The 18,207-nt window shown below is 74.2% G+C and carries 13 protein-coding genes and 1 pseudogene; 12 read left to right on the top strand and 2 right to left on the bottom strand.

Annotated features, from left to right (window positions below; translation table 11 throughout):
• Positions 1-22: 22 nt before the first annotated feature.
• Both AB0P35_RS11565 and AB0P35_RS11560 read left to right on the top strand, forming a co-directional pair.
• Positions 23-3,229: an ATP-dependent DNA helicase gene (locus tag AB0P35_RS11565; RefSeq protein WP_363509538.1), complete on the top strand. Its 3,207-nt coding sequence runs from the start codon at positions 23-25 to the stop codon at positions 3,227-3,229.
• Between the two features lie 257 nt (positions 3,230-3,486).
• The gene (locus tag AB0P35_RS11560) at positions 3,487-4,623 is read left to right on the top strand and encodes a PP2C family protein-serine/threonine phosphatase (protein ID WP_363509536.1); all 1,137 of its coding nucleotides are present in this window, start codon (positions 3,487-3,489) and stop codon (positions 4,621-4,623) included.
• A gap of 35 nt (positions 4,624-4,658) precedes the next feature.
• Here the strand turns inward: AB0P35_RS11560 and AB0P35_RS11555 are convergent, their stop codons facing one another.
• Positions 4,659-5,630, bottom strand: a complete 972-nt coding sequence (locus tag AB0P35_RS11555) for an endonuclease/exonuclease/phosphatase family protein (protein ID WP_095873273.1) — start codon at positions 5,628-5,630, stop codon at positions 4,659-4,661.
• Between the two features lie 78 nt (positions 5,631-5,708).
• Here AB0P35_RS11555 and AB0P35_RS11550 point away from each other — a divergent pair, with 78 nt between their 5' ends.
• The 6 genes from AB0P35_RS11550 to AB0P35_RS11525 all read left to right on the top strand — a co-directional run bounded on the left by AB0P35_RS11550 (position 5,709) and on the right by AB0P35_RS11525 (position 13,619).
• On the top strand, positions 5,709-6,329 hold the full coding sequence (locus AB0P35_RS11550) for a PadR family transcriptional regulator (RefSeq protein ID WP_363509534.1): 621 nt from the start codon (positions 5,709-5,711) through the stop codon (positions 6,327-6,329).
• 22 nt (positions 6,330-6,351) lie between these two features.
• A complete protein-coding gene (locus AB0P35_RS11545; RefSeq protein ID WP_095873271.1) occupies positions 6,352-7,119 on the top strand; it encodes an ABC transporter ATP-binding protein in 768 nt (255 codons plus the stop codon).
• Positions 7,116-9,965, top strand: a complete 2,850-nt coding sequence (locus AB0P35_RS11540; protein WP_363509532.1) for an FtsX-like permease family protein — start codon at positions 7,116-7,118, stop codon at positions 9,963-9,965. Before AB0P35_RS11545 ends, AB0P35_RS11540 begins: the two co-directional genes overlap by 4 nt.
• 116 nt (positions 9,966-10,081) lie before the next feature.
• Positions 10,082-11,476, top strand: a complete 1,395-nt coding sequence (locus AB0P35_RS11535; RefSeq protein ID WP_363509530.1) for a dipeptidase — start codon at positions 10,082-10,084, stop codon at positions 11,474-11,476.
• Positions 11,477-11,527: 51 nt separating this feature from the next.
• Positions 11,528-12,460, top strand: a complete 933-nt coding sequence (gene nudC, locus AB0P35_RS11530; RefSeq protein WP_095873268.1) for an NAD(+) diphosphatase — start codon at positions 11,528-11,530, stop codon at positions 12,458-12,460.
• A 334-nt stretch (positions 12,461-12,794) separates the two neighbouring features.
• Positions 12,795-13,619, top strand: a complete 825-nt coding sequence (locus AB0P35_RS11525; protein ID WP_363509527.1) for a GntR family transcriptional regulator — start codon at positions 12,795-12,797, stop codon at positions 13,617-13,619.
• Positions 13,620-13,723: 104 nt separating this feature from the next.
• Here the strand turns inward: AB0P35_RS11525 and AB0P35_RS11520 are convergent, their stop codons facing one another.
• Positions 13,724-13,981 (bottom strand): mycoredoxin, encoded by a 258-nt coding sequence (locus tag AB0P35_RS11520; protein WP_095873266.1) that lies wholly within the window; start codon positions 13,979-13,981, stop codon positions 13,724-13,726.
• Positions 13,982-14,242: 261 nt separating this feature from the next.
• Here AB0P35_RS11520 and AB0P35_RS11515 point away from each other — a divergent pair, with 261 nt between their 5' ends.
• The 4 genes and pseudogenes from AB0P35_RS11515 to AB0P35_RS11500 form a co-directional block, all read left to right on the top strand.
• Positions 14,243-16,468, top strand: coding sequence for an ATP-dependent DNA helicase UvrD2 (locus AB0P35_RS11515; protein ID WP_363509617.1), 2,226 nt, complete (start codon positions 14,243-14,245; stop codon positions 16,466-16,468).
• Positions 16,469-16,739: 271 nt separating this feature from the next.
• Positions 16,740-17,210: a hypothetical protein gene (locus AB0P35_RS11510; protein WP_363509525.1), complete on the top strand. Its 471-nt coding sequence runs from the start codon at positions 16,740-16,742 to the stop codon at positions 17,208-17,210.
• 176 nt (positions 17,211-17,386) lie between these two features.
• Entirely contained in the window at positions 17,387-17,743 is a 357-nt protein-coding gene (locus tag AB0P35_RS11505; protein ID WP_306454427.1) for a WhiB family transcriptional regulator, read from the top strand.
• A 221-nt stretch (positions 17,744-17,964) separates the two neighbouring features.
• Positions 17,965-18,150, top strand: a pseudogene (locus tag AB0P35_RS11500) (hypothetical protein); the annotation flags it as partial.
• Positions 18,151-18,207 lie beyond the last annotated feature (57 nt).

Raw genomic sequence — 18,207 nt, 5'->3', positions numbered from 1 at the left:
CGGGGCCGGTTAGCGTGGGGGGGTGCGTTCCGTGCTCGATGACCCCGAACAGTTGAAGGAGCTGCTCGGCATTCCGTTCAATGCCGAGCAGATGCAGGCCATCGGTGCCCCGCTGGAGCCCGCCGTGATCGTGGCCGGCGCCGGCTCCGGCAAGACGACGGTGATGGCGGCCCGGGTGGTGTGGCTGGTCGGCTCGGGGGCGGTGGCGCCGGAGCAGGTCCTCGGTCTGACCTTCACCAACAAGGCGGCGGGCGAGCTCGCGGAGCGCGTCCGCACCGCCCTCCTCCGCGCCCGCGTCCTCGACCCCGACGACACCGAGTCCCTCGGCGAGCCGGAAATCTCCACGTACCACGCCTTCGCCGGCCGGCTGCTGAAGGAGCACGGCCTGCGCCTGGGCATAGAGCCGGACGTCCGGCTGCTCGCCGACGCCACCCGCTTCCAGCTGGCGGCGAAGGTGCTGCGGTCGGCCCGCGGCCCGTTCCCGGCGCTGACCGGCACCTTCTCCACCCTCGTCGCCGACCTGATCGGGCTGGACTCCGAACTCGCCGAGCACCTCGTGGAGCCCGAGCGGCTGCGCCGCTGGGACGAGGCGCTGCTGGACGGCCTGGCGACGGCGAAGCTGACCAACGACGACCTGCGGGCCGTCCCGAAGGCCGCCCGGGCCCGCCAGGAGCTGCTGCACCTGGTGGAGGAGTACCGGCGGCGCAAGCAGGCCGGCGGCCTGATGGACTTCGGCGACCAGATAGCCGCCTCGGCCCGGCTGGCTCAGGAACGCCCCGAGGTGGGCCGGCTGCTGCGCGAGCAGTTCCAGGTGGTGCTGCTCGACGAGTACCAGGACACCTCGGTGGCGCAGCGGCTGATGCTGGCCGGCCTGTTCGGCGCGGACGGCGGCGACAGCGGCCACCCGGTGACCGCGGTCGGCGACCCCTGCCAGGCGATCTACGGCTGGCGCGGCGCCTCGGTGGCCAACCTGGACGACTTCCCTGCGCACTTCCCCCGGGAGGACGGCACCCCGTCGGCGCGCTACGCGCTGAGCGAGAACCGGCGCAGCGGCGGCCGCCTGCTGGCCTTCGCCAACCACCTGGCGGCCGACCTGCGGGCCATGCACGAGGGCGTGGAGGCGCTGCGTCCGGCCCCGGGAGCGGAGGCGGACGGCTTCGTGCGCTGCGCACTGCTGCCGACCCACGCCGAGGAGATCGACTGGCTGGCCGACCGGATCGCACACCTGGTGCGCACCGGGACGGCGCCGGGCCGGATCGCGGTGCTCTGCCGCGCCGGCGCGGCCTTCCCCGACGTGCACGCGGCGCTGGTGGCCCGCGAGGTGCCGGTGGAGGTGGTGGGCCTCGGCGGCCTGCTGCAACTGCCGGAGGTGGCGGACCTGGTGGCGGTCTGCGAGGTGCTGCAGGACCCGACGGCGAACGCCGCGCTGGTGCGGCTGCTGATCGGCCCGCGCTGGCGGATCGGCCCGCGCGACCTCGCGCTGCTGGGCCGCCGGGCCGCCGACCTGGTGCGCACCGAGCGGATGCAGGGCGACGCGCTGGCGGCGGCGGTCGCGGGCACCGACCCGACCGAGGTGGTGTCGCTGGCCGACGCCCTGGAGACCTTCCTGGAGGCGGAGCAGCCCGACGAGCTGCCGTTCTCGGCGGACGCCCGGGTGCGCTTCGCCCGGCTGGCGCGGGAGGTCCGCGAGCTGCGGCGGGCGCTGGCCGAGCCGCTGATGGACGTGCTGCACCGGGTGCTGGCGGTGACCGGCCTGGAGGTCGAGCTGTCGGCCTCGCCGCACGCGCTGGCCGCCCGCCGCCGGGAGACGCTGCACGGCTTCCTCGACATCGCGGCGGGCTTCGCCGACCTGGACGGCGATCCGGGGCTCTCCGCCTTCCTGGCCTTCCTGCGGGCGGCGCAGGAGTACGAGCGGGGCCTGGACGCCGGGCTGCCCGGCGGCGAGGACACCGTCAAGGTGCTGACCGCGCACAAGTCCAAGGGCCTGGAGTGGGACGTGGTGGCGGTGCCCGGCCTGGTGAAGGGCGGCTTCCCGTCCGGCCAGGGCCGGGAGCGGTGGACGAGCACCCGCCGGGTGCTGCCGCACGCGCTGCGCGGCGACGCCGACACCCTGCCCGGCGACCCGCCGTGGACGGCCAAGGGCATGGGCCTGTTCAAGAAGGAGATGGCCCGGCACTCCGCGGTGGAGGAGCTGCGGCTCGGGTACGTGGCGTTCACCCGCCCCCGGGAGCTGCTGCTGGCCTCCGGCCACTGGTGGGGGCCGAGTCAGAAGCGCCGCCGCGGCCCGTCCGAGTTCCTGGTCGAGCTGTCCGAGCACTGCGCGCGGCCCGGCAACGGCGAGGTCGAGGTGTGGGCCGAGGAGCCGCTGCCCGAGGCGGAGAACCCGGCGCTGAACCGCTCGGTGGACACGCCCTGGCCGCTGCCGCTTGACGCCGCCGCTCAGCGGGCCCGTCGCCGGGTCGCCGAGGTGGTGCGGCACCGGCTGGCCGGGGCGCCGCCGGCCGATCCTGAGGAGATGGCCCCCGAGGACGCCCGGCTGGTCGCCTCCTGGGACCGCGACCTGGACGCGCTGCTCGGTGAGTTGGCGCGGGCCCGGCGCTCCGTGCGCGACGTGCCGCTGCCGGCCTCGCTCTCGGCCTCGCAGGTGATGCGGCTGGCCGCCGACCCGGACGGCTTCGCCCGGGAGCTGGCCCGCCCGATGCCGCGCCCGCCGCAGCCGGCCGCCCGCCGCGGCACGCGCTTCCACAGCTGGGTGCAGTCCCGGTTCGAGACGGAGGAACTGTTGCTCCTGGAGCCGGACGCGCTGCCCGGCACCGACGACGACGGCATCGAGGACGAGCGCGACCTCGCCCGGCTCAAGGAGGCCTTCCTGCGCAGCCCGTACGCGGGGCGGGCGCCGTACCGGATCGAGGCGCCGTTCCAGCTGCTGCTGGCGGGGCGCGTGGTGCGCGGCCGGATCGACGCGGTCTACCGGGAGCGTGACGGTGGCTCAGGGTCACCGCACCCGTGGCGCTACGAGGTGGTCGACTGGAAGACCCACCGGGAGGAGACCGCGGACCCGCTGCAGCTCGCCATCTACCGGCTGGCCTGGGCCGAGCGGATGGGCGTCGAGCCCGAGCAGGTCAGTGCGGCGTTCCTGTACGTCCGCAGCGGCCGGGTCGTCAGACCCGCAGGACTTCCTGACCGAAAAGAGTTGACCAGGCTCCTGATCGGGAATAGTGAAGAATGAGTCACGCAGAGCATTCAAGCCGTCACGGGATCGTGCGAAATCTGTGCACTGTGCACTTTTCGCGCCTATTGTGGGGTCGGTAACCGGTCAACCCCGTACTCCGGCCGCATGGGGGGCCACAGCCCCCTGACCCTCCGTCATCACCGCAGGTGTCCCCTGGCACCGGCCACCTTCTGCTGGAGAGACCGACGTTGAGCGCGACCGGATGGATCAGAGACCGGCTCGCGGGGCCCACCCCGGGGGCTGACCCAGGCACGGTGACGGGCACCTGGCCGAGAACCGCACTGGCGCTGCCGTTCATCGGCATGGCGCTGGTGGTCTCCCTGGACTTCTTCAGCAACACCGAGGTGACGGTCGAGCCCGCGCTCACCGCCGTCCCGGCACTGGCCGCCGTGGTCAGCCGGCGCACCTGGTACCCACTGCTCATCGGGGTGCTGACCGAGCTGGCCGCCTTCCTGATGGCCACCTACAACGAGGTCCTCGGCGAGTCGGTGCACAGCGCCACCGTCTTCGCGATCGCCCTGGTCGCCGGCATCGGCTGGGTCTCCGCCACGCTGAGACTCCGCCAGGAGCTGGCCCTGGCGGAGGCCCAGCTGGTGGCCGAGATCGCCCGCCGGGTACTGCTGCGGCCCGTCCCCGACCGGGTCGGCAGCGTCCGCGCCGCGGTGCACTACGCGGCCGCCCACGCGCACGTCTCGATCGGCGGCGACCTGTACGAGGTGGTCAACACCCGGCACGGGGTGCGGGCCGTCGTCGGCGACGTCCGCGGCAAGGGGCTGGCCGCCGTGGAGACCGCCGCCGCCGTGCTCGGCGCCTTCCGCGAGGCCGCCCACCAGGAGGCCTCGCTGGACCGGGTGGCCGGCTGGCTGGCCGTCAGTCTGGACCGCGCCCTGCACGAGAACGACCACCCCGGCATCGAGGAGGAGTTCGTCACCCTCGTGCTGATCGGCATCCGCTCGGACGGCACCGCCGAGGTCGTCAACTGCGGGCACCCCGCGCCCGTCCTGCTGCGCACCGGCGAAGAGGTCGCGCTGCTGGAGCCGGCCGAGCCCGTCCCGCCGCTCGGCGTGCTCGACCCGGCGGACGTCCGGCCGCCCGTGCAGCGGCTGCCGCTGCGGCCCGGCGACCGGGTGCTGCTCTACACCGACGGCGTGATCGAGGCCCGGGACGGCGGCGGCGCCTTCTACCCGCTCACCGACCGGCTGCCGCACTGCGCCACCGGCTGCCCGGTCGAGGTCCTGCGCAACCTGCACCAGGACGTGGTGCGGCACGTCGGCCACAAGCTCGGCGACGACGCGGCGATGCTGCTCCTCCAGTACGAGCCGGTCGGCCCGCACCTCCCCGTCCAGGGCGGCCGCCCCATGCTCGCCAAGGGCACCGGGCGGACTTCCTAGGCGGAGGGGCGGCACTCGGGGGCGAGTGGTCGCCCCTACAGGTCGACCTCGACGATGAGGGGGCGGTGGTCGGAGACGGCGGTGTGCGGGGCGGCGGTCGGGCCGACGGCGGAGCGGGGGACTCCGACGGCCAGGACGTGGTCGAACTGCACGGCGGGCTTGTGCGAGGGGTACGTGGGCGTGCGGGCCAGGTCGTACCAGCCCTGCGGGCGGGGGCGGGGCTCGCGGACCCGGCGGCGGCGACCGCCGTCCTGGGTGAGCCTTGTGCGGCGGGCGGCCCGGGCCGTCCTGATCCGCTCCCGGGCGGTGCTGCGGTCGAGGGCGGCCGCCCCGCCGAGCACCGTCCGCGGGACGGCGCCGATCAGGTTGAAGTCGCCGAGCACCAGGTACGGCCCCGGTAGGTCGGCGATCCAGCGGCGGATCGCGGCGAGCTGCGCGACGTTCCAGCCGGGCACGAACGACAGGTGTGCGGCGACCACGGTGAACGGGCCGTGCCGGCCTTCGAGCACGGCGGCCACCGCGGCCCGCGGCTCGTCCGGTACCGGGGTCAGGCCGCGCCGGCCGGCCACCCGCAGCGGCAGTCCGAACGGGGCCGGGGCGAACCGGCGGGCCCGCCAGTGCCGGACCGGAAGCCGGGTCAGCAGGGCGGTGCCGTAGGAGGGCAGGCCGGTGGCGGTGTCCACCTCCGCGGGGCCGTAGACCTGCAGCGAGGTCATCGCCGGGTCGTGCAGCCAGCCGGCCAGCGGCGCCGGGCGGCCGTGCAGGGCGGCGGCGAACCGCCAGTCCGCGGCTCCCATCGCCTTGGCGGCGACCGCGGCCTGGTCGACCAGGCCGGACCGCTCCTGGTGGCGGTCGACCTCCTGGAGGGCGAGGACGTCCGCGTCGAGCTCGGCGATCGCGTCGCCGAGCGGTGCGGCAGGCTCGGCCGGGTAGGGCAGCGGCGCCCCGTCCGCGGCGAGCGGCTGACCGTGGAGCAGGTTGAAGGTGGCGATGCGCAGCTGGCTCACATCACCGACCGTACCCGCTGCCGGGTCCGGGGCGGCGGGGCTTGAGGCCGCGGGGCATACCGGGTATACATACTCGGTATGTCGATCCGTCATGGTCTCCTCGCCCTCCTCGACCAGGGCCCCCGGTACGGCTACCAGCTGCGCTCCGAGTTCGAGGCCCGCACCGGCGCCACCTGGCCGCTGAACGTCGGCCAGGTGTACACCACGCTGGGGCGGCTGGAACGCGACGGGCTCGTGGAGTCCGCCGGCGAGGACGACGAGGGCCACCTCTTCTACGCCGTCACCGAGGCAGGACGCTCGGAACTGCGCCAATGGTTCGACACCCCGGTGCCCCGGACCAATCCGCCCCGCGACGAGCTCGCGATCAAGCTGGCGATGGCCGTCGGTGTGCCCGGTGTCGACGTCCAGGCCGTGGTGCAGGCCCAGCGCCGGCACAGCATGAAGGCGCTGCAGGACTACACCCGGCTGAAGGGCCAGGCGCTCACCGCCGGCGAGCAGCAGAGCGACCTCGCCTGGTTGCTCGTCCTGGAGCAGCTGATCTTCCAGACCGAGGCCGAGATCCGCTGGCTCGACCACTGCGAGAGCAGGCTCTCCCAGCACGCCGCCCGGTCCGCCCCGGCGTCCGCGCCGGCATCCGCCCCGGCGTCCGCGCCGACCGCCGCCCCGACCGACCGGCCGCGCCGGCGGTCCCGCATCTGACCCACCCACAGCAGGGGGAAGCATGAGCACCACCCACACCGAACCGCGGCCGCCCGTGCTGCACCTCGACCAGGTCAGCCGCGTGCACGGCCACGGCGCCGCCGAGGTGCACGCGCTGCGCGCCGTCGAACTCGTCGTCCACCCCGGCGAGCTGGTCGCCGTAATGGGCCCCTCCGGCTCCGGCAAGTCCACCCTGCTGACGCTGGCCGGCGGGCTCGACAGCCCCACCTCCGGCCGGGTCCTGGTCGAGGGCAACGTGCTCGGCGAGCTGTCCCGCAAGCAGCAGGCCCAGGTCCGCCGCCGCTCGGTCGGCTACGTCTTCCAGGACTACAACCTGATCCCGGCGCTCACCGCGGCCGAGAACATCGCCCTCCCGCGCGAGCTCGACGGCGTCTCCGGCCGCGCCGCCCGCCGCGAGGCGCTCGCCGCCCTGGAGGAGCTCGGCATCCCCGAGCTCGCCGACCGCTTCCCCGACGACATGTCCGGCGGCCAGCAGCAGCGCGTCGCCATCGCCCGCGCGCTGATCGGCGACCGCCGCCTCGTCCTCGCCGACGAGCCCACCGGCGCCCTCGACTCCACCACCGGCGAGGCCGTCCTGGCCGTCCTGCGCGCCCGCTGCGACGCCGGCGCCGCCGCCATGATGGTCACCCACGAGGCCCGGCACGCCGCCTGGGCGGACCGGGTGGTCTTCCTGCGGGACGGCCGCCTGGTCGACCAGAGCGTCAGCCGCGACGCGGCCAGCCTGCTGGTCACCGCCGCCACCAACAGCATGAAGGGGCCCGGCGAGTGAGCCTCCGTTCCTGGCGGGCCGCCCTGCGGATAGCCCGTCGCGACGCCATGCGGGCCAAGGGCCGCAGTGCCCTGGTGCTCGCCATGATCGCCCTGCCGGTGCTCGGCGTGGCCGGCGCGGACGTGGTCTACCGCAGCGGCGAGCTGGAGCCCCGCGAGCAGGCCGTCCGTCTGATGGGCTCGGCCGACGGGCTGCTCTCCTCGCACGGCCGCGGCACGATCGTGCTCCAGCCGCCGAACACCGAGGAGGGCGGCTGGGGTGCCCCGCCGGAGGAGGGCAAGAAGCCCACCGCCGAGCAGGTCCGCAGCGCGAAGACGGAACCCGCGGCGCTCGCCAAGGAGCTGCTGCCGGCCGGCACCGTGCTGGTCCCCGTGCCCATGAGCGAACACGCCTCGGCCACCAGCAAGGAGGGCCGACTCGGCGTCGACACCACCGAGGCCGACCTCACCGACCCGCTCTGGCGCGGCAAGCTGAACGTCGTCGAGGGCCGGGCCCCCGGCTCCGCGCACGAGATCGCCGCCACCCGGGCCTTCCTCGACAAGTCCGGGCTGCACCTCGGCGACCGCACCGTGCTGCACGGCCTGGACGGCACCCCGTTCCTCATCACCGCGGTCGCCGAGTACCCCGGAGAGCTGGGTGCCGTCGCCCTCGTCGGCCGCCCCGGCGAACTCGTCGCCCCGCTGCGCGCCGCCAACCGCGGCGACGACCACGAGAACCGCTTCGGCGGCGAGAAATGGCTCGTCCGGCTGCCGCAGGGCGCCGTCCTCGACTGGCCGAAGGTGCTGGAGCTCAACAAGTACGGCCTCGGGCTGGCCTCCCGCACCGTGCTCATGGACCCGCCGCCCCGCGCCCAGGTGCCCTACTACGTCGACATGGACCAGCACGGCTACGGGGGTGTCGACTCGGTCGCCCTGGTCGTCGTCGGCACCGTCGTCGGCATGGCGCTGCTGGAGATCGTCCTGCTCGCCGGCCCCGCCTTCGCGGTCGGCGCCCGGCGCTCGCGCCGCCAGCTCGGCCTGCTCGCGGCCGGCGGCGGCGACCGCTCGCACATCCGGGCCGTGGTGCTCGGCGGCGGCCTGGTGCTCGGCGTGGCCGGCGCCGTCGTCGGCGTGGTCTTCGCCACCGTCCTCGTCGCGGTGCTCCGCCCGTGGGCCGAGGAGGCCGCCGGACAGCGCTTCGGCCACCTCGACCTGCAGCCGCTCGACCTGCTCTGCATCGCCCTGATCGGCCTGGTCACCGGCCTGCTGGCGGCGGTCGTCCCGGCCTTCCAGGCCGCCCGCACCGACGTCGTCGAGGCACTCACCGGCCGCGGCTCGGTCAGGCCCCCGAGCCGCCGGCTCGCCGTGATCGGCCTGGTGACGGTCGCCGGCGGCGCCGCGCTCGCCCTGCTCGGCGGCTTCACCGGCAACACCGGCCGCACCCTCGGCGTGCTCGGCGGCTCGGCGCTCGCCGAACTCGGCATGATCGCCTGCACCCCGATGCTGGTCGGCCTGTTCGGCCGGCTCGGCCGGCAGCTGCCGCTCAGCCCCCGCCTCGCGCTGCGCGACGCGGTGCGCCACCGCGGCCGCACCGCCCCCGCGGTCGCCGCCGTGATGGCCGCGGTCGCCGGCTCCGTCGCGGTCGGCATCTACACCGCCAGCTCCGACCTGGAGCAGCGGCAGCAGTACCGGGCCGAACTGCCTGCCGGCTCCGTCCGGCTGGCGGCGGATCAGGGACCGCAGTTCCGGCCGAACGACCTGTCGGCACTCCAGGCCGCCGTGGAACGGGCCGTCCCCGACCTCGGCCCGCGCGCCGACCCGATGGCCACCGAGTACGGCACGAACTGCCGGCAGACGGGCTGCGGCTGGGTCGAGGTCTCCGTCCCCAAGGAGCTCCGCTGCCCCACCCGGGACCCGGACGTCGACACCGTCGCCATGGACGGGGCCGAGATCCGCCGGATCAACCGCGAGGACCCGCGCTGCGCCGAGGACCCGATCTACGGAAGCCTGGCCGGCTACGTCCCGGCCGGCGACGCCACCGTGCTGCGCAACATGTTCGGGGTGAACGACCCGGTCGCCGAGCAGGCGCTCGCCGCGGGCAAGGCGGTGGTCTTCGACTCCAAGCTCGTCAAGGACGGGAAGATCACCCTCGACATGACCGTGGAGCTGACGCAGAACAACGAGGACGTCCTCAACACCGCCCCGACCGGCAAGCCCGCCGTGCGCCACGTCACGGTCGACGCCGTCTACGTCAAGCCCGAGACGGCCGCCGCCCAGGCGCTGGTCAGCCCGCAGACCGCCAAGAAGCTCGGCCTGAGCACCCGCCCGGCCGGCAGCGTCTGGCGCCCGGCCGCGGCGCCCTCGGACGGCGCCGAGCAGAAGGCCTCGGCCGCGGTGGCCAAGCTGGACGACGGCGCGAGCGTCACGGTCGAGCGCGGCTACCGCTCGCAGCAGACCCTGACCGGCCTCGCCCTGACCGGGTTCGCCGGACTGGTCGCCCTCGGCGCGGCCGGCATCGCGACCGGCCTGGCCGCCGCCGACTCGCAGCGGGACCTGTCCACGCTGGCCGCGGTCGGCGCGACCGGCGGCATCCGGCGCCGGCTGTCCGGCTTCCAGTGCGGTGTGATCGCCGCGATGGGCACGGTGCTCGGCACGCTCTGCGGCGTCGTCCCGGCGGTCGCGCTGCGCAAGATGGAGGCGTCCGCCGTGTACGACTCCTCGTACGGGATGACCAAGCCCGCCGAGGCGGTGATCGCCTTCCCGTGGACGGACCTCGCGATCACCCTGGTCGGACTGCCGATGCTGGCCGTCCTGCTGGCGATGCTGTTCACCCGGTCCCGGCTGATGCTCGCCCGCCGCGAGGCCTGACGGCCCCCGCCCCGGTCACCTCCCGCCCCGTCCGGCGCGGGAGGTGACCGAGGTTACGGGCGCCCGCGGCGGTCGGGCGGAGCACACACCCGTCCGGGCGAACTAAAGTCGTCCGTATGACGAAAACCCCGGACAGCGTCGTCCGCTCCTACATCGACGAGCACGAGCCCGCCTTCCTGCGGGAACTCTCCGACTGGCTGAGCATCCCCTCCGTCTCCGCCGACCCGGAACGGGCCGGCGACGTCCGCCGATCGGCCGAGTGGCTGGCCGGGGCGCTGCGCACCACGGGCTTCCCGGTGGCCGAGGTGTGGGAGACCGACGGGCTGCCCGCGGTGTTCGCCGAGTGGCCATCCGGGGACGCGTCCGCGCCGACCGTCCTGGTCTACGGGCACCACGACGTGCAGCCCGCGGCGAAGGAGGACGGCTGGGAGACCGAGCCGTTCACCCCGACCGTGGTCGGCCGGCGGCTGTTCGCCCGCGGCGCCGCGGACGACAAGGGCCAGGTCTTCTTCCACACCCTCGGGGTGCGCGCCCACCTCGCCGCCACCGGCCGCACCGCCCCGGCGGTCAACCTCAAGCTGCTGATCGAGGGTGAGGAGGAGTCCGGCTCGCCGCACTTCGCCGACCTGGTCCGCCGCGAGGCCGAGCGGCTCGCCGCCGACGTGGTGATCATCTCGGACACCGGCATGTGGGCCGAGTCCACGCCGACCGTCTGCACCGGCATGCGCGGCCTGGCGGACTGCCAGATCGACTTCTTCGGCCCGGACACCGACATCCACTCCGGCTCCTTCGGCGGCGCCGTGCCCAACCCGGCGGAGGTCGCCGCCGTGCTGGCCGCCGCCCTGCACGACGCCGACCGCAGGGTGGCCGTGCCCGGCTTCTACGACGGCGTGGTCGAGCTGACGGACCGCGAGCGCGCGCTCATCGCCGAGCTGCCCTTCGACGAGGCGCAGTGGCTGCGGGTGGCCAAGTCGTACGGCACCCAGGGCGAGGCCGGCTACTCCACCCTGGAGCGGATCTGGGCCCGCCCGACCGCCGAGGTCAACGGCGTCTGGGGCGGCTACACCGGCCCCGGCGGCAAGACCATCGTGCCCGCCGAGGCGCACCTCAAGCTGTCCTTCCGGCTGGTCGCCGGACAGGAGGTGGAGAAGATCCAGGAGGCGATCCGTTCCTGGGTGGCCGAGCAGGTGCCGGAGGGCGTCCGGCACGAGATCGTCTTCCCCGGCGCGACCCGCCCCTGCCTGACGCCGCTGGACCACCCGGCGCTGCAGTCGGTGACCCGGGCGATGGGCCGGGCCTTCGAGCAGAAGATCCTCTTCACCCGGGAGGGCGGCTCCGGGCCGGCCGCCGACCTGCAGGACGTGCTCGGGGCGCCGGTGCTGTTCCTGGGCATCTCGGTGCCCTCGGACGGCTGGCACTCCGTCAACGAGAAGGTCGAGCTGGACCTGCTGCGCAAGGGCGTCGAGACCTCGGCGTACCTGTGGGGCGACCTCGCCGAGACCTGGCGGTGAGCCGGGTGACGACGAATCGGAAGATGCGACTTCGAACGGGGATGGACCGAGTTGAACAGCGCGTCTGACACCAGGCACCTCGCCCTGGCCCGAGCCGGGGTGGACCGGGCCGCGCACCACCGGTTCGACGAGCCGTGGCTGGCCGCGGCCTGGAGCCACCCGACCACCAAGGTGCTGCCGATCGCCGGCGGCGAGGCCTTCGTGGTCGACACCGAGCTGGGCACCGAGCTCGTCCTGCTGCCCTCCTTCGAGGCGCCGGACAGCGGTGACCGGTTCTACCTCGGCACCGACGAGGACGGCGTCTCCTACTTCGCGATCGCCGGCGAGAGCCTGCCGGGCCGACTGGACGGCGACGCCCGCCCCGCCGGGCTGCGCGAGGTCGGCGCCGCGCTGTCCGACCGGGACGCCGGACTGCTGGTGCACGCCGTCGCCCTGGAGCACTGGCACCGGCTGCACAGCTTCTGCTCGCGCTGCGGCCACCGCACCGAGAAGGCCGGCGCCGGGCACGTCCGCCGGTGCACCTCCTGCGCCGCCGAGCACTACCCGCGCACCGACCCGGCGGTGATCATGCTGATCACCGACGAGGAGGACCGCTGCCTGCTCGGCCGCCAGGCGATCTGGCCGGAGGGCCGCTGGTCCACCCTGGCCGGCTTCGTCGAGCCCGGCGAGTCGATCGAGCAGGCGGTCGCCCGCGAGGTCCAGGAGGAGGCCGGTGTCAGGGTCCGCGACGTCGAGTACGTGGCGAGCCAGCCCTGGCCCTTCCCGTCCAGCCTGATGCTGGGCTTCCTGGGCAAGGCCGACCCAGCCGGCACCGCCATCACGGTGGACGGCGAGGAACTCGCCGAGGCCCGCTGGTTCTCCCGCGAGGAACTGGCCGCGGGCATGGCGGCGGGCGAGATCCTGCCGCCGTCCGGGATCTCGATCGCCCGGCACCTGGTCGAGCTCTGGTACGGCGAACCGCTGCCGGCCGCGGCCCGCTGGTAGCGACGGACCGGCGGGAACGATTCCCGAAATAGGGGCGTGCGGACATTGTCCGCACGCCCCTATTTTGCGTCGGCCGCCCCTTTCTCCGACTGTGGCTTTCTCCGACCGGCCGCCCGTGCGGTGGTGCGGCGCCGAATCAGGTCCGGGCCGGTGGCGATTCCTGGCCGAACACTGCCCGAAACCCGGGGCGAATGCGACCGATGTCGTTCGGACCGGCGCTCACCTGCGGTGGAGTGCGCCCGAATGCGCTGTTCGCGCCCGCCCCAAACCCGCAGGCTGCGTTCTTGGGCCGTTTTCCTGAAATGCAGGAACCCGGCTGACTACATTCACCGGTGTGACGATCCCCCGAGCCGGAGTGCCCGCTCCCAAGTACCAGCGCCTCGCGGCCGACCTGCGCCGCCGGATCGAGTCCGGTGAGTGGCAGGGCGGGGCGCAGCTGCCCGTCGAGACCGAGTTGGAGCACCACTACGGCGTCGCCCGCAACACCGTGCGCCTCGCGGTCGACGTCCTGGTCAACGAAGGGCGGCTGGTCCGCCTCCAGGGCAAGGGCACCTACCTGAAGCAGCAGCCGATGCTGGACCACCGGGCGTTCGGGCCGTCGCCGCAGACCGCCGGCCCGGAGGACTGCCTGGCCGCCCCCTCCGAGGTCTACGCCGCCGAGGCCGAGGCCGTCGGGCGCCGGCTGACCTGCGACTTCGAGATGCTGGTGGTGCGTGCCCGGGCCGACATCGCCGAGCTGCTCGGGATGCTGCCGGGGGAGGCGGTGGTCGTCCGCCGGCAGCTGAGGCTCACCGACCGCGAGCCCTACTCGATCGAGGAGAGCCACTACCGCGCCGGCCTGGCCGCCGGGACGCCGCTGATGGAGCCGGAGCCGGTGCCCGGCGGCGACGAGACGGTGATCGCCGCCATCGGACGCCGGGAGGCCGCGGCGGCCGACCGCCTGGTGGCCCGGATGCCCGGCCCGGAGGAGGCCGCCTGGTTCGAGGTCGGCCCCGGGGTGCCGCTGCTGGTGCAGACCCGGGTCACCAGCGACACCCGGGGCCCCGTGCGGGTGGTCGAGACCCGCTACGCCGCCGACCGCTGCCGACTGCTCTACGGACTCGGGACGGCCCCGGCCGGCTCCGACACATCGGCCCGGGTGACCGCCGGGGTCTCCTGAGGGCCGGTCGGGCCGCCCGGAACAGCCTGCAACGCGGTCGGACCCGGCGGAGACCTCCGCCGGGTCCGACCGCGCACAGCAGACCTGCCGCGTGCGACGGGCCGTCAGCCGGCCAGCGCCGCCTGCACCTGGCGCAGGCTCGGGTTGGTCATCACGACCTGCTCGCCACCGCTCTTCGGCGCCACCAGCACGGTCGGCACGGTCTGGTTGCCGTTGTTCACGGACTCCACGAAGCTCGCCGAGGCCGGGTCCAGCTCGATGTTGATCTCGGAGTAGGCGATGCCCTCGCGCTCAAGCTGGCTCTTGAGGCGGTTGCAGTAGCCGCACCAGGTCGTGCTGTACATCGTGACGGTGCCGGACATGGCGGCGTGCTCCTTCGGAGGGGGGCGTACGGTCGACGGTCCCAACGCCCGGCGCGCAGCCGTCATTCCGCACACGCCGGGCGCGTGCGGAACACCACACGCCGGGCGGCGGGCCGATCGTCGTACCGCACAGGCCGGCCGTGCGGCGCCGGCCTGTGGAGAACCGGGCCGCTGTCACCGCCGACTGCCAGGATGTGCGGTCCGGTCCGCACCGCCCGCCGGGCTGAGAGGATGGTAGCCATGCAGGAAGAGCTCTCGGGCATGCCCGGCCCGTACGACAACCACGGCGGCGCCCCCGCCGGTGCCGACGCGGTGCTCGCCGGGCTCGACCCCGAGCAGCGCGCCGTCGCCACCGCCCTCACCGGCCCCGTCTGCGTCCTCGCCGGCGCCGGCACCGGCAAGACCCGGGCCATCACCCACCGGATCGCCTACGGGGTGCGCAGCGGCGTCTACCAGCCGCAGCAGGTCCTCGCCGTCACCTTCACCGCCCGTGCCGCGGGCGAGATGCGCGGCCGGCTGCGCCAGCTCGGCGCGGACGGCGTGCAGGCCCGCACCTTCCACTCGGCGGCGCTGCGCCAGCTCCAGTACTTCTGGCCGCGCGCGGTCGGCGGCGAGGTGCCGCGGCTGCTGGAACGCAAGGTGCAGCTGGTCGCCGAGGCCGCCGCCCGCACCGGCCTGCGCGTCCAGCGCACCGAGCTGCGCGACCTGACCGGCGAGATCGAATGGTGCAAGGTCACCCAGATCGTGCCGGACGACTACCCGGCCGCCGTCGCCAAGACCGGCCGCGACGCCCCGCGCGACCCGGCCGAGATCGCCCGCGTCTACGCCACCTACGAGCAGACCAAGCGCGACCGCGGCGTGATCGACTTCGAGGACGTGCTGCTGCTGACCGCCGCCATCCTGGAGGACCGGCCGGAGATCGCCGAGCGGGTCCGCGCCCAGTACCGGCACATCACCGTCGACGAGTACCAGGACGTCTCGCCGCTCCAACAGAGGCTGTTGGACCAGTGGACGGCCGGCGGGGCCAGCCTCTGCGTGGTCGGCGACGCCAGCCAGACGATCTACTCCTTCACCGGCGCCACTCCCGAGTACCTGCTGCACTTCCGCACCCGGCACCCGGACGCCACCGTGGTCAAGCTGGTGCGCGACTACCGCTCCAGCCCGCAGGTGGTGCACCTCGCCAACGGGCTGCTCGCCCAGGCCCGCGGCCAGGCCGCCCAGCACCGGCTGGAGCTGGTCTCGCAGCGCGAGGCCGGGCCCGACCCCGAGTACGCCGAGTACCCGGACGAGCCGACCGAGGCGGAGTCCACCGCGCACCGCATCCGCAAGCTGCTGGACAGCGGGGTGCGGGCCAGCGAGATCGCCGTGCTGTTCCGCACCAACGGCCAGTCGGAGGTCTACGAGCAGGCCCTCGCCGACCTCGGCCTGCCGTACCAGCTGAAGGGCGCCGAGCGGTTCTTCGAGCGGCCCGAGGTACGCGAGGCCGGGGTGCTGCTCAAGGGCGCCGCCCGGGCCGCCTCCGACCCGCTGACCGCGGACGAGCCCGACCTGGCCGGCCAGGTCCGTGCCGTGCTCGCCACCCGCGGCTTCACCCCGACCCCGCCGGCCGGCTCCGGCTCGGTGCGCGAGCGCTGGGAGTCGCTGGCCGCCATCGTCCGGCTCGCCGAGGAGTTCGAGGCCGGCCGCCGCCGGGCGGGGGAGAGCGCCGACCTCGCCGCCTACGTGGCCGAGCTCGACGCCCGCGCCGCCGCCCAGCACGCCCCCGCCGTCGAGGGCGTCACCCTGGCCTCGCTGCACGCCGCCAAGGGCCTGGAGTGGGACGCCGTCTTCCTCGTCGGCCTCAGCGAGGGCACCCTGCCGATCATCTACGCCAAGACCGACGAGCAGATCGAGGAGGAGCGCCGGCTGCTCTACGTCGGCGTGACCCGCGCGCGCCAGCACCTCGTGCTCTCCTGGGCGCTCTCGCGCTCCCCCGGCGGCCGGGCGAGCCGCCGGCCCACCCGCTTCCTGGACGGCCTGCGGCCCGGCTCCGGCACGGCCCGGGCCGGGGCCCGCGGCGGCCGCGGCGGAGTCGAGCACGGCGAGGCCCGCGCGGCCTCCCGCCGGGCTCCGCGCGGCCCGGTCCTCTGCCGGGTCTGCGGCCGCACCCTCACCGAGGCGGTCGAGCGCAAGCTGCGCCGCTGCGAGGGCTGCCCCTCCTCGATGGACGAGGCGCTGTACGAGCGGCTGCGCGCCTGGCGGGCGGCCCAGGCGAAGAAGCAGGGTGCACCGGCGTACGTGGTGTTCACCGACGCCACCCTGATGGCCATCGCCGAGGACGTCCCGGCGGACGAGCGCGAACTGTCCCGGATCTCCGGGGTTGGGGCGATGAAACTGGACAAGTACGGTGCCGCTGTGCTCTCGTTGTGCGCGGGGGAAGAGCCAGAGGACGCGGCCGGTGACGAGGCCGCGGACGGGCTTGTGGGGGAGCCGACCGAGCCGGCCTGAGCCGCTCGTGGAGATCACTCCGGAACTCGCCGGAAAAATAGTTTGCGCCCCGTACGCCGCGCGCAATAGCCTGCCGGAGCGGTCAAGGGGACGAGATCGCAAGGCCGTGGAAGGCCACCTTCCGCGTGCCGTTCGAGCACGGCCGGGTCCGTCAGGGCCTGCCGGTCACGAACACCACAGCTTTGCAGCACCACCAGCTGGACCGACCAACATCCGAACACCGGGGCCCGGGGGACTGGGCACCGCGAGACGCCGAGAGGAGGCGAAGACAGTGGAAACCACGACGATGATCACCAAAGTGACTGGCCAGACCGTTTTCGCCATGCCCGCGAGCGCCTCGTCGATGTTCGGCACCCGCGGCACCTCGACCGACGTCTCGCGTCTGCGCGGCGTGGTCGTGCTGGCCGACAACGGGCTGGGTCTCCAGGGCACCGATGTCTCTGTTGTCAGTGGCTCCGGCTTCACTGGCCTCGGCGGCGCCGATTCCCGCGAGACGGGTCTGTCCCGTGACTGGGCGATCTTCGGCGGCGGCTTCGAGCTGCGCGACGAGCGACCGACCCAGGCACCGAAGGCAGCAGCAGTGGCAGCCATGCATGGCGGCTATGCGTGCGACCCCGGTGCCGGAGCCGCCAAGAAGCAGGACGAGCAGCTGATCAACCAGGCCCAGGCCGCCCACAAGGGCGCCGAGGCCATCCGGATGTGGGCCTTCCGCGGCCCAGAACCCTGGAGCGAACGAACCTGAGTCAGCCTCAGGTCGGTCTCCAGGGCCGCGGAACCCGTCACCACCGGGATCCGCGGCCCTTCTGTTTTGTCCGGTACGTCAAGACAAACCCAGGTCCTTCGGGGCCTCCGGTCCGGCCCCACCAGCCGGCTGGACCGGAACCACTGAGAAAAGACGAGGAAGAAGTGTCCACGGTCATCACACCGCCCCTCCCGTCCGTACCGACAGACAAGTTCACCAAGGCCGACCAGGCCGACCCCCCGGAGGTTTCCCTGATGCAGCAGCTCAACTCGCTCGACGCGGCCGACGCCCTCGGCGCCACCATCCCGTGCCGGGCCTTCGACCCGGAGGTCTTCTTCGCCGAGACGCCGGCGGACGTCGAGTACGCCAAGTCGCTCTGCGGCACCTGCCCGGTGAAGGAGGCGTGTCTGGCCGGTGCGCTCGAGCGCCGCGAGCCGTGGGGCGTCTGGGGCGGCGAGCTCTTCGTCCAGGGCGTGGTCGTGGCCCGCAAGCGGCCGCGTGGTCGCCCGCGCAAGACCGAGGTCATGGCGTGATCAGCGCCCACATGTCCTCCGGTCACGGAACCGCAGGAGTCCGACGGGGAGAGCAGCCCCCGCAGGACAGCGCCCTGCGCCGATCCGTACGCATCGCCGCCGCCAGGGCCGATGCCCGAGCCCACCGCCCCTTCCCGAGCACGCACCACGAGCAGGACCACCACATGACCCCCGTCGCCGATCAGACCGCCCGCTTCGAGCAGAACGCCGAACTTCGAATCCGGAACAGGAACTTCGACATGCATCTCCTCCAGGAATCCCTGGCCCGAGCCCATATGCAGGAACGCATCCGCGAGGCGGAGCGCCAACGCCTCGGCGCGCGCGTCGCACGTGCCGTCCGCCTCCGGCGGAAGGCCGAGCGTGCCTCGCTGCGCGCCCGCAGGGCGCTTGCCACCGCCCTGATGTGACGGACCGCCACCACCGCCCCGAGACCCCCGATCCCGGGTCGGCGCGGCCCGCTCAGT

The sequence above is a fragment of the Kitasatospora sp. NPDC085879 genome, assembly GCF_040686255.1.
In the GTDB taxonomy this organism is placed as follows: domain Bacteria; phylum Actinomycetota; class Actinomycetes; order Streptomycetales; family Streptomycetaceae; genus Kitasatospora.
The sequence above is the reverse complement of the archived record's forward strand: the minus strand, read 5'-3'. Positions and strand labels throughout refer to the sequence as shown.